The following is a 13,065-nucleotide window of genomic DNA, read 5'->3' as shown; positions in this document are numbered from 1 at the left end:
CTCGTGGTGCCGGTGTGACTCCTTATCAACCGTCCCCCTGCATCCCCGGGGGTGCGTGTCGGGTGTTCCGGCCCGGGGGTCCCGCACCCTCCGGCCCCCCCCGTTTCTCTTGGGCTACTTGACGATCAGGCCGTGCGCGGCGGCATACGCGACCGCCGTCTCGGGATCGACGTAGACACCGGCGAGGTCGGCCTGCACGAGCCCGTTCGCGTCCAGGATCGCGCCGCGCAGATCCGCGCCGGACAGTTTCGCGTCGCCCAGCCGCGCGCCGGTCAGGTCGGAGCCGCGCAGGTCCGCGCCGGTGAGATCGGCCTCGATCAGGCTGACTTCGCGCAGCCGCAGCCCGGACAGGCCGAGTTTGCGCAGCCGCGCCCGTGCCAGCGACGCCAGTGACAGGTCGCATTCGGTCAATGCGATGCCGATGAACCAGCAGTCCACAAAGGATGAACCGAGCAGCGAACAGGAAGTCCACCGGCTTTCGCCGAGCGCGGTCCGCTCGAACACGCAGGAGCGGAACGCCGACGCGTCGTGCCGGGAGCCGCTGAGATCGGCCCCGGAGAAGTCGCAGTCGTCGAACGTGCAGCCCCTTGTCCGCAGCCCGCGCAGGTCGGCATCGGTGAAATCGCAGCCGGTGAAATGACGTTTTTCCCACCACTGTCCGGAAAGCACGGCCTCGCGGTAGTCTTCGGCGGTCTCGGTGGTCACCCGGCAAGGATGACACATCGCTACCGGACGCGGTCACGCCTTACGCGGAACGATGTCCGCGCTCTGCACGTATTCCATGGCGGCGATGTACTTCGGGTCCCGCATCCGGCGCTCCATCTCCGGATAGTCGAGGTCCTCCAGCCGCGTCTGGATCCACCACAGGTTCCCGAACGGATCGAGCACACGGCCGACACGGTCGCCGAAGGCCAGCTCGGTCTGCTTCGTCACCTCGGTCGCCCCGGCCGCGAGGGCTTGGCGTTGCGTGGCTTCGCTGTCCTCGACGTACAGCCGCAGGAAGGCGGGTGTGTCGATCCACTCGTCCAGCGCGTCGAACATCATCACGACGGCGTCGCCGATGCGGACCTCGGCATGCCCGATCCTGCCGTCCTCGCCGGTCACCCTGCCCAGTTCCTCGGCACCGAAAGCACGCTTGAGAAAGTCGATCAGCGCGGCGGTGTCCCGGGAGATGATCCACGGGGTGACCGTGGTGTATCCGGCGGGGATCGGGCCGGCGGCGGGGTGGGTGGTCATCGATGGCTCCTTCGTCCGTGGTCTGGTGCGGACCACGCTAGAAGCCATATAGGACAGAAAACGTCCGTTAGGTATCCGGTTCCGTGGTGCTCTTGAGCCGCTCTGCCAACGCGGCGGTGCGCTCGGAGGCGAGCAGCCGCCGGTACGCGGCTTCCTGCAGTTCGCCCAGCGACCCGACTTCGGCCCGCAAGCCGCGGATACGCGAACGCATCCGCGGCCGCGAACGCCGGGGGTGCCACAACAGGGCGAGCAGCAGCCCGGTGGCGGACTTCCGGTAGCTCACGCACGCGGCGAGGAGTTCGGCGGTCGCCGCCCCGAGCGGATTGCCGGCCTCGGCGTCGATCAGCCGGAGCACCTCGCATTCCAGCTCGCGCTCGTACGCGCCCGCGGCGAAGTCCATCGCGACGCGCGGGATCCCGGCGGCCAGTGCGGCCACCATGTACGTCGCGAGCGCCTTGCGAAACGCGGAATCCGCCGAGGCTTCTTCGCCGAGTCTCACGCTGAGACCGAGTTCGGCGGCAATGGACCGGGGTCGCCCGGGAACCGGCGGGATCGGCGCGGCACCGGGTGCGAGCGCACACACGCTGCCGGGTACGGCAGCCACCGTGTAGAGCGCCTCCATCACCGTGCCACGCAGTTGGCGGCGTTCCTGGTGCTTGGCGAAGTAGTTGGTCACGACCGCCCCGACGGCGCCGCCCGCGGTCGTGTACGCGAGTTCGACGAGACCGGGCATCAGCCGGCGTGCTCCCGGTCGTGCCGGTCCTGGGCGGCGAGGACGGCGCTCCCGTTGTCCTCGATCCACCGCACGAGATCACCGAGCGGCCGCATGACGCTGCACCCGAGTTCGGTGAGGGTGTAACTCACCTTCGGCGGTGTGGACGGCTCGACGGTGCGCTCGACGAGGCCGTCGCGGACCAGGATCCGGAGCTTCTGCGTCAGTACCTTTTCGCTGATGCCGTCGACCTTGTCGCGGAGTTCGTAGAACCGCAGCGTACCGTCGCGCAGCGCGGCGAGGATGAGCGTCATCCACCGGCTGGTGAGGTTCTCGACGATCATGCGCCCGGGGCACGCGCTGGTGAACACGTCACCCACGGGGACCGAAACACCCTTGCCCATCTGCGCACCTCCCGGTCGGTAGGGAGCCTACCTGAAGGTAGGTCCTTACCAAAGGAAAGCCGATATGGTTGTCTGGCCCTGCCGGCGGAACCGCCGGATTTCCTTGGTACGACGGAGGAATCCATGAGCCAGTCAACACCGGTTGCCGTGGTCAGCGGCGCGAGCCGTGGTGTCGGGGCGGCAACGGCCCGGGAGCTCGCGCGACGCGGCCACCACGTGATCGTCAACTTCCACAGCAACGCCGAGGCCGCCGCCGGTGTCGTCAAAGCGATCGAAACGGCGGGCGGAAGCGCGGAGGCGATCCAGGCGGACGTGTGCGACGAGCAGCAGGTGTCGGAACTGGCCGAGCGCGTCCGTACCGCCCACGGCCGCGTCGATGTCCTGGTGTGCAACGCCAACACCGCGCAGCCGCCACTCGAACCGCTCATCTCGCTGCCGTGGGAGGTTTTCGCCGAGAAGGTCAACAACGAGCTGTCCGGCGTGTACTTCCTGACCCAGCGCGTGCTGGCGATCATGCGGGAGCAGCGCTCCGGGCGGATCGTCTACGTTTCGAGCACCGCCGCCGACGACGTCGGCGGTTCCATCGCGCATTCCACCGCGAAGGCGGCGCTCAACACGTTCAGCCGGCACATCGCCGCCGACGCCGCCCAATACGGCGTCACGGTGAACACGGTCTCGCCCGGCGCCGTCGACACCGACGCGACCGCGGAGGTGATCACCGATGGCGTCCGGCACTACCTGCGGGAGCACTCGGCGCTCGGCAGGGTGCTCACGCCCGAAGACATCGCGCGAACGATCGCGCTGGTGGCCGGCGACGGTTTCGGTGCGGCGACGGGACAGATCATCCGCGTCGACGGCGGCCGTGACGTGCTGGAGCAGAAGCTCGGCGGGGTGCGGGCCGTACTGACGAAGCCCGTTTGAGCACGGTCAGCGGAAGTCCCGGGATTTCGACGGGATCCGCATCGGCAGCGGCTCGAACCGTTCGGCGAGCACGTTGATCACCCCGTCGACCTTCTCCACCATGCCGTGGACCAGCAGCGCGGAACTGGACCGGGCCACCCGGTGATAACGCTGCCAGACGTGGCGGGTGCAGACGACGTTGACCATGCCGGTCTCGTCTTCGAGATTGAGGAAGGTGATCCCGCCCGCGGTCCCCGGCCGCTGGCGATGCGTCACCGCGCCGCCCACCAGGACGTGGCTGCCGTGCCCGTGCTTCGCCAGCCGCTCGGCCGAAAGCACGCCGAGGACGTCGAGCCGGTCACGAATGAACTGGGTCGGGAAGCTGTCCGGGGACAGCCCCGTCGCCCAGACGTCCGCGGCCGCGGTGTCCATTTCGGACATTCCGGGGAGGGTGGGGGCGTGGACGCCGGCCGAGGTGCCGGGGAGCTTCTCCGGGCGGTCCTCGGCGGCCGCGCCCGCCGCCCAGAGCGCCTCACGGCGTTCGAGGTCGAAGCAGGCGAACGCCCCGGCCGTGGCCAGCGCTTCGACCTGTGGGCGGGTCAGCCGCACGCGCCGCGCGAGATCGGACATGCTCGCGAACGGGCCGCCGTCCACGCGCTCGGCCACGATCGTCTTGGCCAGTTCCTCGCCGATCGTGCGTACCGTGCCAAGCCCGGTACGGACGGCGTGCAGTTCTCCCCCGTCCGGCAAGGGTTCCAGCGTCGCGTGGGGCAGGCTGCGGTTGATGTCCGGACCGTGCACGACGACCCCGTGCCGCCGCGCGTCGGCCACGAGCGACTGCGGCGAGTAGAACCCCATGGGCTGCGCGCGCAGCAGGCCGGCGCAGAACGCGTCCGGATGATAGAACTTGAAGTAGGCACTGGAAAACACCAGATGCGCGAAGCTCAGCGCGTGGCTTTCCGGGAAGCCGAAGTTCGAGAACGCCTTGAGCTTGCCGAAGATCTGCTCCGCGAGTTCGGGTTCGACGCCCTTCGCGGTCGCGCCGTCGAGGAACCGCCGCCGCAGCCGCTCCATCTTCTTCTCGGACCGTTTGGCGCCCATCGCGTGCCGCAACTGGTCGGCCTCGGCGGCGGTGAAGTCCGCGACGTCGAGGGCGATCTGCATCATCTGCTCCTGGAACAGCGGCACACCGAGGGTTTTCTCGAGCGCCTTCTTCAGGAGCGGGTGGTCGTACTTCACCTCCTCCTTTTTGCTCTTACGGCGGATGTACGGGTGTACCGAGCCACCTTGGATCGGCCCCGGCCGGATCAAGGCCACTTCGACGGCGAGTTCGTAGAAGTCATCCGGTTTCAGCCGCGGCAGCGTGGCCAGCTGGGCCCTGCTCTCCACCTGGAACACACCGATCGCATCGGCACGGTGCAGCATTTCATAGATGTTCCTGTCTTCGAGGTCCAGTTCGGCGAGGTCGATTTCCAAGCCTTTGTATTCCCGGACCAGGTCGAGCATGTAGTGCAGCGCGGAGAGCATGCCGAGACCGAGCAGGTCGAACTTGACCAATTTCGCCGCGGCACAGTCGTCTTTCTCCCACTGCAGCACACTGCGGTTCTCCATCCTTGCCCATTCGATGGGGCACACCTGGCTCACCGGCTCGTCACAGATCACCATCCCGCCGGAGTGGATTCCGAGATGCCGCGGGAAGTCTTCGAGTGCGTAGGCGAGCTGGACGACCTCTTCCGGGATGTCGTGGTCGTGGTCTTTCTCGGTGTCGTGCAACGCACCCCAGCGGTCGATCTGCTTGCTCCAGGCGTCCTGTTGCCCGGGTGCGTACCCCAGCGCACGCGCGGCGTCGCGCACCGCCGAGCGGGCGCGGTAGGTGATCACGTTCGCGACCTGAGCGGTGCGCAACCGGCCGTACTTCCGGTAGACGTGCTGAATGGCTTCCTCACGGCGATCCGATTCGATGTCGAGATCGATGTCCGGATAACCGTCACGGTCCGGAGCGAGAAACCGTTCGAAGAGCAGATTGTAGCGAACCGAGTCGACCTTGGTGATCCCCAGCGCGTAACAGACCGCCGAATTCGCCGCCGATCCACGTCCTTGGCACATGATGTCGTTGCGGCGGCAGAAATCGACGATATCGTGCACGATCAGGAAGTAGCCGGGAAACCCCAGTTCCTCGATGATCGCCAGCTCGTGCTTGATCTGACGATACGCCCTGTCCTCGTAGTCCTTGCCCTTGAAGTACTTCTCCGCGCCCGCGTAGGTGAGATCACGCAAATGCGTCGCCTCGGTCGCACCGGAGGGAACCTCGAACGGCGGCAGTTTCGGTTCGAGCAGTTCGAGGTCGAAGGCGCACTCCTGCCCCAGCAGCGCCGAGCGTTGCACCGCACCGGGATAGCGTTCGAAGAGCTTCGCCATCTCCGCACCCGAACGCAGGAACGCCGTCGTGGCCGGCAGCAGCCAGCCTTCCATCTCCTCGATACTCCGCCGGGCCCGGATCGCCGCCAGCGCTTCGGCCAGCTTTCCCCTTTCCGGCCAGGGATAGTGAGCACCAGTCGTGGCCACCGTCGGCACCCCGTACTCCCGCGCCATCTCCGTGAGGAGATCGTTGTACATACAGTCACGCGGTAACCCGTGATAGGTCAGTTCGACATAGACGTTGTCCTTGCCGAAAAGGTCGATGAGCTCCACCAGGCGCGCGGCCGCCGCCGCGGGCCCCTCCTCGACAAGCGCCGAACGCACCGGCCCCTTGCGGCACCCGGTGAGTACGACACAGTTTCCCGCCACCTCTTCGGCGACCGCCTCCAGCTGGTAGACCGGCCGCCCCTTCTCCGCACGGAAATCCGGCGAGACATCCGTTCTGTCGTATCCGTGCAGCTGGCCCGCGGTGATCGCCCGGCAGAGGCTGCGATATCCCGTGGCCTCCCTGGCCAGTACCAGGAGGTGCTCACCTTCGGGGTCGGCGATCCCGTTCTGTGGCCCGGAAAGCCCGATGCTCAGCTCCGCGCCGTACACCGTGGCCATGCCGAGTTCCTTGGCCGCTTCGGCGAACCGCACCGCTCCGTACATGCCGTCGTGGTCGGTGATCGCGATCGCGTCCAGCCCGAGCCGGGCGGCTTCCTCCACCAGCTCCTCCGGATGACTTGCCCCGTCGAGGAAGCTGAAGTTGGAGTGACAGTGCAGTTCGGCATAAGGAATCCGGACCCCGCTCCCCGCGTCTTCGACGCCTCTCAGGGGCGGCGGGTCTTTCGGCCGCTGCCGGTTCTCCCCGCGACCGCCCCATTCCCCGGTGACATCGCCCAGCTGTGCCCCCGAGAGCGCGCCGGCGAGATCCTTCCAGGGGACCGGCGGGTTGTTCCAGCTCATCGGATCACCAGTTCTCCGGGGAAACCCGGGGTACGGGAATCGGCAGCGACGGCACGAAGTCCTCGGGGAGGTCCCGGACCTGTCGCTGCGGGGGTATCCCCGGCTCCGCCCGCAGCCGGTCCCGCATGCTCCTTCGGTGTTCTTCGTCCATGGTCAGTCGTACATCCCTTCCACTGTCCACACGGGATTTTCGGTACCCGAGCACCGCACCAGCACGGCCTCTTCACCCTCGTTCCGATCGCCGGCGAGCAGCAGCTGGACACGGGCACCCCTGGTGCCGGCGGGTAGCAGCGCCCAATCGATGATTTCCCTGGTACCAGTGGAAAAGCTGATCCTGTGTGGCGTGGCGGTGACGCACAGCCGCGCGGTGATCCCCACTGCCCGGCCCGTTTCGTCCACAACCTGTGCGGGCAAAGGCTGTTCCAGTACTGTCGCGGGAGATATCGAAGGCATCTTCTCGTCCCAGCGGCCGTCCGCCGGGCTCGGCTCGTGCCGGTCGCCCCACGGCACCTTCCGGACCCGATCGGCCGGGCCGAAGCCGCCGTCGAGAACGGCGGTGAGCACCCCTTCCGGGCCGAGCAGGCCCTGGACCCTGGCGAACGCCCGGCCCGCCCGCTCGGTGGCGACGGCGTCGTCCTCCTCCAAACCCGTGAAGCCACCGGCCTTGCCCCGCCACAACCCGAGTTGCAGGGAGCGTCCTTCGACGAGTTCTTCCGGCTCCAGCAGCAGCCGTTCCACCCCCGCTGTCGGACGTTCTCCCGGCGCGGCACGCAGCCAGCTCTCGAACTGCCAGCGCACCCTGTCGGCGACGCCGTGCGGAGTCAGCGGTTCGGCGCAGCGCCACACCCGGCCGAGCTGTTCGCCTTCCTCGGTGGTGGCGTAGATGCCGAGCCGGGTGCAGGCGAGCCCGCGATCGGCGAGGCGGGCGTGGAACTTCTCGCCGAGTCCCTTGGCCCGGAACGCGGCGACGTCGATCCGGTCCAGTGGCGGGTCGAAGGTCTCCGGCAACGCCAGCTCCGGGGACGGCGTGCGGCGCAGCGGCGGGCGTTCGGACCGCCCGCGGGCAAGCCGGTGCGCGAGCACTCCGGCGAACCCGAACCGGGAGGCCACATCCCGCTCGGCGAGTTCGGCGAAGGCGCCGAGCGTCCGCAGGCCGAGCCTGCCGAGCAGATCGACCAGCTCGGCACGCTCGGTGTCCGGCTGGTCCAGCTCCCGGATGGGCAGCGGTGCCAGGAACTCCGCGCCACGACCGGCCTCGACCAGCTCACCGTGGCGGGCGGCGAGAGTCGCGGCGAAGAGCCCCTCGGAAACGCCGACCTGGCACTCCACGCCCGCGTCCGCGGCCACCTTGTCGACCAGCGTCTCGACGAGCCGGTGTTCCCCGCCGAAGTAGCCCGCCGCCCCGGAAACCGGGACCGCGACGACGCCGGGCCGTACCACCTCGACGCCGACCACCAGTTCCTCGACCGCTCGTGCCACGGCTTCGAAGAGCCGGGCGTCGCGGCCCTCGTCCGCGCCGAACACGGCGAGGTCCGGGCAGCGGGACTGCGCCTCGCGCCGCCGCATTCCCCGGCGCACCCCCCTGGTCCGCGCCACGGCGGAACAGGCGACGACCCGGTTCGCCGAGAACACCGCGACCGGCCGGGCCACCGGTATCCCGGCGGTGGCGGCCGCGGCGACCGCGGGCCAGTCGGGGCACCACAGCACCAGCATCCGGGCGGGCAGCGGGCCGGTCATCCGGTGGCCTCCTCGCACATCCCCGAGGACACCCCCGAAGACACTGCCGCCGGGACCGCTGCCGCCGTGTCCGTACGGACGACGTCACCCCCTGGCCCCGGCAGCAGCAGCTCCGCCGATGCCGGGCGGGCCGCCGCGCCCCGGCCCCACGCCCGCACCGACATCCGCCGCGCCTGCAGGGAGCCGTGACCGCCGGCCAGCCCCTGCCAGCGGTCACGGCTGCTCGAGAGCTCCACCTCGGCTCCCGGCCAGGGGCCGAGGGAGAGCAGCACCGCGCCCCGGTGCCGGGCCCGGGTGGACAACCGGCGCGCCACCGCGGGCGGCACCGCGTTCCCGTTGGCCACGACGAGATCGACCCCGTCGAGCAGGGCCGCCACCACCGCGGCGAACTCCGTGCCGGGCCGGGGGACGAGCGCGAGGCGGGACAGGTCCACCCCGAGCTCGTCCGCCGCGGCCAGCCCGAGTGAAGGCACGCCGACCACCGCCGCCCACGACCCGGCGGCGGTGGCCCCGGCGAGCAGGGCGAGCAGCAATGAGGTCGATCCGTGCACTGCCACGGTGCTCCCGCGCCGGAGCCCTGTGGCGGGGAGGAGATCGGCCAGGGCAGGAGAGACCGGGAGCACCCTTCCCGGCGTTCTCGCCTGCGCACGGCTGGCCGTGCTCACTCCGGGCAGTGCCGCGAGCCGCGCCACGGGCGCGACCGGCGTTTCCACCACGGCCGTCACTGCTGCACCTCCCCACTGCGGACACGTGCCCGCCCGCCGCGCCCGGAAACGTGGCAGGAGGACAACGGATGCCGCGGGGAAGGCGGCTTCACTCGGTGTTGCACTCTCCCAACATGTCGAACACCTGTTCGACGTATTCAGTCAACCCGGATCCGCGCCGGTTGTCAAGCGCGGTGCGACGGACAGCGGTACTTGACGTTGTCAACGCGAGTTGCCGACGCGGACGGCGGATGGTTCGTCCGCGACTGGTGCGACGTGGTGTGCCTGCGTGCCTCAGACCTGGGCGAAGCCGCCGTCCACGGCGAGTTCGGAGCCGTTGACATAGCTGGACGCGTCGGAGGCGAGGAAGACAGCCGCCGCGGCGATTTCCTCTGGCTCGGCCAATCGGCCGAGCGGAACCGACGCCCCGACGGCGGCGAGCTCGTCGGGTGAGACCAGGTCTTGCAAGCCCTGCGTGCGGGTACCGCCGGGCGAGAGCACGTTGATCCGGTACTGACGCGCCCCGGCGTCGTGGGCGAACCCGCGAACCAGATTGCGGATCGCGGCCTTGGTCGCCCCGTACACAGGCAGGTAGGACTGGGGGCGCGAGACCGCCGTCGACCCGGTGAGGATGATCGACGCCCCCGGCGACAGCAGCGGCAACGCCTTCTGCACGGTGAACAGCGAGCCCTTGACGTTGGTGGTGAACATGGCGTCGAACTGCTCTTCGGTGATCTCGCCCAGCGGGGCAGCGATCCCGATCCCCGCGTTGGCCACCAGGACATCGATCCGGCCCGCCTGCTCGGCGACGGTCGCATAGAGCTCGTCGAGATCTTCAAGCCGACCTACGTCGCAGCGAATCCCGGTGACCTCGGGGCCGAGTTCGGCCTCGACCTCGTCGAGCTGCGCCTGGCGACGACCGACGGCGAACACCCGCGCCCCCTCGGCGCGATAGGCCCGCGTGATCGCCAGCCCAATACCCGCGTTCGCCCCGGTCACGACCGCGACCTTGTCCTCCAGCGCCTTCATGACAGCTCCCATCCAGATTATTGACCGTGCAGTCCATAACATTCCCTATATGGACCGCACGGTCAATAATCTGCGCGCCGCTGTGCCGTACACCACTGCGACAGGAGTGTTCAGAACGCAGGCAGCAGGCCGTCGAGCAGAGCCTCGGCCATGGCCAGCAATGCAGCCGGATCCTGACCGACTCGACCGAGCACGATTAGCCCAAGCTGACCGGCCAGCACCGCACGTGCGGTGACGTCCGGGTCGAGGCGGGGCGCGACGTCGCCCTCGCGCTGCGCTCGTCGTACCGCGTCGGCCAGCACGGCAGTGGTCGAGGCGTAGCTGCGCCGCGCCTCCGCGGCCACCTCAGCGGTGCTCACCGACAGTTCCATCGCGGTGTTGGCGAGCAGACAACCCCGACGAGCCTGCTCGCCACTGGGATCACGCACGGGCCCGGTCACGAAACCCCGGATTACATCGACGCCGCGCTCGGCTTGCTCAAGCCACCTACGCAGCATTTGATCATTGGCCTCGTCATACTTGCGCAGCACGCGCAAGAACAAGCTCTTCTTGTCTCCGAACGCTCCGTACAGGCTCCCCTTGCCGAGTCCGCTGGCCAGCAGGAGATCTTCGAGCGACGTGCCCGCGTACCCGTTGTCCCAAAACGCCGCCTGCACAGCCGACAGCACGCGCTCTTCATCGAACTGTCGCGGACGTGGCACGGAGCCGATACTACCTATAGTGGACCGGTCGGTCCAGCATCGTCGCGGGGATGGCCGCCGCGTCCCCACGGCGCGTCGGACGTAACCGTGGGCCGCCGACCAGCCAGCCGCCGCGACGCGGTGTCAGCGAGCACCGCCGAACTGACAGTCGTCTGCGGCTGACAGTCACAGCACGGTGGTTCAGCGCCGGAAGTCCCAGCGGGTGGCACCGTAGGGCTCGGCGGTGGCCACACCGACGGCGGTGTGCAGGGTAAGGCGGTAGAGGTGCCACGGCGCGGGACCCGCGCTCGGCGCGCTGTAGGGGGCCGTGAAACCGTCGCTCATCGCCGAAACCGGCCAGCCACCCGTGCGGTAGACGCCCGCCGCTCGCTCCAAAGTGGACGGATCGGTGATCCGGCGGGCCTCGCCGTCGAGCACCAGGTCGATGCCGCGCAGGCGCACCGACACGCTGCAGGCCGGGTTGGCGGCCAGGTTGCGTGACTTGCGGGTGCCGGGCCCGCTCGTGAAGTACAGCGCGTCGTCCAGCCACAAAGCCCCGACGCCCGCCGAATGCGGCCGCCCGTCGGGCCGCACGGTGGCCAGGAAGAAGGTCAGATCGGCCTTGGGGGTGTCGTTGACGAGGACGTCGCGCGGACGGCTCCACGGCAGCTCCGCGGACCCGTATCGGTCGAGGTTGGTGGTCGAGGCCGGCTCGAAAGCAGTGTCAGTCATACCAGTGCGTCGAACGGGACGAGCCCGGATCGACACCGGGAACCGGCGAATTCTTCCCGAGTGTCGTCGCATCGGGAACGGGTGTGCCGCCTGGAGGGAACCGGGCGGCACACTCGTGGCATTCCGTTCAGGCGGGACGCCGGTTATTCGTAGCAGTCCTGCCTCGGAGCCTGCAGGAACATTCTGGTGATCCGGCCGTTGTCGCCGTCGAAACGCCCGAACCGGTACAAGGAACCTTCGGCTCCCCCCGGCACCGGCGCCCGGCCACCGTGGTACTGCTCGCCCTCCTCGTAGTCCGGGTAAGCCGCCTTGACCTCGGACACCGTGGAACCCAGGCCGATCCCTTCCGGGGTCTGGACGCTCGGATAGGCCCAGATCGCCACCACACCGTAGGTGGGCGAGACGACCACGCCCGCCCCTTCGGCCCCAGGACCACCCGGCCAGTCCTTCAGTGCATACCAGCCGCAGTACTCCGTTGAAGGCACGTCGGTGCGCCGGATCAGTTCGCCGGTGGCGACGGCCTCCTCCTCGGACATCCCCAGTTTGACGGCCTTGTAGCCGTCCGGCCCCAGTGTTTCCGACGCCTGCGCCCGTGCCACGCGTGACTGCTGCGTGGCCTCGGCCGCAGCCCCCGAAACCAGCGTCGTGACTGTGGCCGCGGCGATACCGGCGACCAGGAAGCGAATGCCTCTTCGCATTGTTTTCCTTCCCCCTCAAGGACTTTCGGGTGGCCCCCTGCCACCCTCTCACCGACCGAAGACGATCGGAGGGCACGATTGGTTGCCCCTCGGGAGGATCACAGATCGGCATCGCCCGAACTCGCGAGTTCCCGGAGCAGCGACAGCGAATTGCGCCAGGCTATGGCGCTCGTCCCGGCGTCGGCCAGCGTGCCGCTTTCGGTGATCCGTACCTGCGTTCCCCCTTCCGCCGGAGTCATCGCGATGTCGACCAGGTCACCGGGTTCCGGCAGCAGCAAACGGAAAGCGAAGCGGCGTACCACCGCTGGAAGTTCCCGGGCGCGGTGACCAGCCGCCAGGTGCGCTCGGCGTCCGCGGGAACCACGATCTGCTCGGAGATTTCCATGGCCCGAATCTAGAACGGACCCCACCGTCCGTCATCCCGCTCGACGCCGGATCCGGCGCGTTTCTGTCGGTGCGCCCGGCTACAGTCCGCCGCGTGGACATCGGCAAGCAGCACGCGTGGCGGATCGAGCCCCGGGAGTACGCCCGGCACGAGGCCCGTCGTGGCAGGCGTTTCGCGTTCCCCCGGCTCGTTCCCGGGCGGACCGCGCTGGTAGTCGTCGACATGATCCCGTTCTTCGTGCACGGAAACCCGTACTGCCGGGGCATCGTGCCCGCCATCGGCCGTCTCGCGGACACCCTCCGCCGGGCGGGCGGGACGGTCGCGTGGGTGGTGCCGTCGACGGAACGGAGGCCGGCCGCCGAAGAGTTCCACGGCCAGGAAGTGGCCGAGCGCTACCGTGTGGGGGGGGGGGGCGGGGCCGCCCCCCGCACGCCCACGACGCGCGCGCCCGCGGAGACGGTCCCCCCAACTCCCACGAAAAG

The 13,065-nt window shown here is 69.0% G+C and carries 15 protein-coding genes and 1 pseudogene; 2 read left to right on the top strand and 14 right to left on the bottom strand.

Features of this window, described 5'->3' with window-relative positions; genetic code table 11:
* Nucleotides 1-114 precede the first annotated feature (114 nt).
* The 4 genes from ACFWY9_RS01050 to ACFWY9_RS01035 form a co-directional block, all read right to left on the bottom strand.
* Nucleotides 115-705, bottom strand: a complete 591-nt coding sequence (locus tag ACFWY9_RS01050; protein ID WP_378327532.1) for a pentapeptide repeat-containing protein — start codon at nt 703-705, stop codon at nt 115-117.
* Between the two features lie 33 nt (nt 706-738).
* Nucleotides 739-1,236, bottom strand: coding sequence for a VOC family protein (locus ACFWY9_RS01045; RefSeq protein WP_378327533.1), 498 nt, complete (start codon nt 1,234-1,236; stop codon nt 739-741).
* Between the two features lie 67 nt (nt 1,237-1,303).
* A complete protein-coding gene (locus tag ACFWY9_RS01040) occupies nt 1,304-1,969 on the bottom strand; it encodes a hypothetical protein (RefSeq protein ID WP_378337842.1) in 666 nt (221 codons plus the stop codon).
* Nucleotides 1,969-2,352 carry a winged helix-turn-helix transcriptional regulator gene (locus tag ACFWY9_RS01035; RefSeq protein WP_378327535.1) on the bottom strand — a complete coding sequence of 128 codons (384 nt, stop codon included), beginning with the start codon at nt 2,350-2,352 and terminating at the stop codon, nt 1,969-1,971. Before ACFWY9_RS01035 ends, ACFWY9_RS01040 begins: the two co-directional genes overlap by 1 nt.
* A 123-nt stretch (nt 2,353-2,475) precedes the next feature.
* Between ACFWY9_RS01035 and ACFWY9_RS01030 the strand changes: the two genes are divergently transcribed.
* Nucleotides 2,476-3,273: an SDR family oxidoreductase gene (locus ACFWY9_RS01030; protein WP_378327536.1), complete on the top strand. Its 798-nt coding sequence runs from the start codon at nt 2,476-2,478 to the stop codon at nt 3,271-3,273.
* 6 nt (nt 3,274-3,279) lie between these two features.
* Here the strand turns inward: ACFWY9_RS01030 and ACFWY9_RS01025 are convergent, their stop codons facing one another.
* The 10 genes from ACFWY9_RS01025 to ACFWY9_RS00980 all read right to left on the bottom strand — a co-directional run bounded on the left by ACFWY9_RS01025 (nt 3,280) and on the right by ACFWY9_RS00980 (nt 12,583).
* A complete protein-coding gene (locus tag ACFWY9_RS01025; RefSeq protein ID WP_378337841.1) occupies nt 3,280-6,618 on the bottom strand; it encodes an error-prone DNA polymerase in 3,339 nt (1,112 codons plus the stop codon).
* A gap of 4 nt (nt 6,619-6,622) precedes the next feature.
* Nucleotides 6,623-6,769, bottom strand: coding sequence for a hypothetical protein (locus ACFWY9_RS01020; RefSeq protein ID WP_378327538.1), 147 nt, complete (start codon nt 6,767-6,769; stop codon nt 6,623-6,625).
* A 2-nt stretch (nt 6,770-6,771) separates the two neighbouring features.
* On the bottom strand, nt 6,772-8,331 hold the full coding sequence (locus ACFWY9_RS01015; protein WP_378337875.1) for a DNA polymerase Y family protein: 1,560 nt from the start codon (nt 8,329-8,331) through the stop codon (nt 6,772-6,774).
* A gap of 20 nt (nt 8,332-8,351) precedes the next feature.
* On the bottom strand, nt 8,352-9,080 hold the full coding sequence (locus ACFWY9_RS01010; RefSeq protein WP_378327539.1) for a hypothetical protein: 729 nt from the start codon (nt 9,078-9,080) through the stop codon (nt 8,352-8,354).
* Nucleotides 9,081-9,353: 273 nt separating this feature from the next.
* Nucleotides 9,354-10,088, bottom strand: a complete 735-nt coding sequence (locus tag ACFWY9_RS01005) for an SDR family NAD(P)-dependent oxidoreductase (RefSeq protein ID WP_378327540.1) — start codon at nt 10,086-10,088, stop codon at nt 9,354-9,356.
* 110 nt (nt 10,089-10,198) lie between these two features.
* Nucleotides 10,199-10,789, bottom strand: coding sequence for a TetR/AcrR family transcriptional regulator (locus ACFWY9_RS01000; RefSeq protein WP_378337840.1), 591 nt, complete (start codon nt 10,787-10,789; stop codon nt 10,199-10,201).
* Between the two features lie 180 nt (nt 10,790-10,969).
* Nucleotides 10,970-11,500 carry a pyridoxamine 5'-phosphate oxidase family protein gene (locus ACFWY9_RS00995; RefSeq protein ID WP_378327542.1) on the bottom strand — a complete coding sequence of 177 codons (531 nt, stop codon included), beginning with the start codon at nt 11,498-11,500 and terminating at the stop codon, nt 10,970-10,972.
* A 143-nt stretch (nt 11,501-11,643) separates the two neighbouring features.
* Nucleotides 11,644-12,198, bottom strand: a complete 555-nt coding sequence (locus ACFWY9_RS00990; protein WP_378327543.1) for a hypothetical protein — start codon at nt 12,196-12,198, stop codon at nt 11,644-11,646.
* Nucleotides 12,199-12,296: 98 nt separating this feature from the next.
* A complete protein-coding gene (locus ACFWY9_RS00985) occupies nt 12,297-12,476 on the bottom strand; it encodes a hypothetical protein (protein WP_378337839.1) in 180 nt (59 codons plus the stop codon).
* Nucleotides 12,434-12,583, bottom strand: a complete 150-nt coding sequence (locus ACFWY9_RS00980) for a hypothetical protein (RefSeq protein ID WP_378327545.1) — start codon at nt 12,581-12,583, stop codon at nt 12,434-12,436. The genes ACFWY9_RS00985 and ACFWY9_RS00980 overlap by 43 nt, the downstream gene beginning before the upstream one ends.
* Before the next feature lie 93 nt (nt 12,584-12,676).
* Here ACFWY9_RS00980 and ACFWY9_RS00975 point away from each other — a divergent pair.
* A pseudogene (locus ACFWY9_RS00975) lies at nt 12,677-13,065 on the top strand (hypothetical protein); the annotation flags it as partial.

Source organism: Amycolatopsis sp. NPDC059027 (assembly GCF_042739735.1).
Taxonomy (GTDB): Bacteria; Actinomycetota; Actinomycetes; order Mycobacteriales; family Pseudonocardiaceae; genus Amycolatopsis.
This window is presented reverse-complemented; position numbering and strand designations above follow the sequence as displayed.

Excerpts from the sequence above, each read along its gene's own strand:
- ACFWY9_RS01045 (WP_378327533.1), bottom strand. The coding sequence starts at position 1,236 with ATGACCACCCACCCCGCCGCCGGCCCGATCCCCGCCGGATACACCACG.
- ACFWY9_RS01040 (WP_378337842.1), bottom strand. The coding sequence starts at position 1,969 with ATGCCCGGTCTCGTCGAACTCGCGTACACGACCGCGGGCGGCGCCGTC.
- ACFWY9_RS01035 (WP_378327535.1), bottom strand. The coding sequence starts at position 2,352 with ATGGGCAAGGGTGTTTCGGTCCCCGTGGGTGACGTGTTCACCAGCGCG.
- ACFWY9_RS01030 (WP_378327536.1), top strand. The coding sequence starts at position 2,476 with ATGAGCCAGTCAACACCGGTTGCCGTGGTCAGCGGCGCGAGCCGTGGT.
- ACFWY9_RS01025 (WP_378337841.1), bottom strand. The coding sequence starts at position 6,618 with ATGAGCTGGAACAACCCGCCGGTCCCCTGGAAGGATCTCGCCGGCGCG.
- ACFWY9_RS01020 (WP_378327538.1), bottom strand. The coding sequence starts at position 6,769 with ATGGACGAAGAACACCGAAGGAGCATGCGGGACCGGCTGCGGGCGGAG.
- ACFWY9_RS01015 (WP_378337875.1), bottom strand. The coding sequence starts at position 8,331 with ATGCTGGTGCTGTGGTGCCCCGACTGGCCCGCGGTCGCCGCGGCCGCC.
- ACFWY9_RS01005 (WP_378327540.1), bottom strand. The coding sequence starts at position 10,088 with ATGAAGGCGCTGGAGGACAAGGTCGCGGTCGTGACCGGGGCGAACGCG.
- ACFWY9_RS00995 (WP_378327542.1), bottom strand. The coding sequence starts at position 11,500 with ATGACTGACACTGCTTTCGAGCCGGCCTCGACCACCAACCTCGACCGA.
- ACFWY9_RS00990 (WP_378327543.1), bottom strand. The coding sequence starts at position 12,198 with ATGCGAAGAGGCATTCGCTTCCTGGTCGCCGGTATCGCCGCGGCCACA.
- ACFWY9_RS00980 (WP_378327545.1), bottom strand. The coding sequence starts at position 12,583 with ATGGAAATCTCCGAGCAGATCGTGGTTCCCGCGGACGCCGAGCGCACC.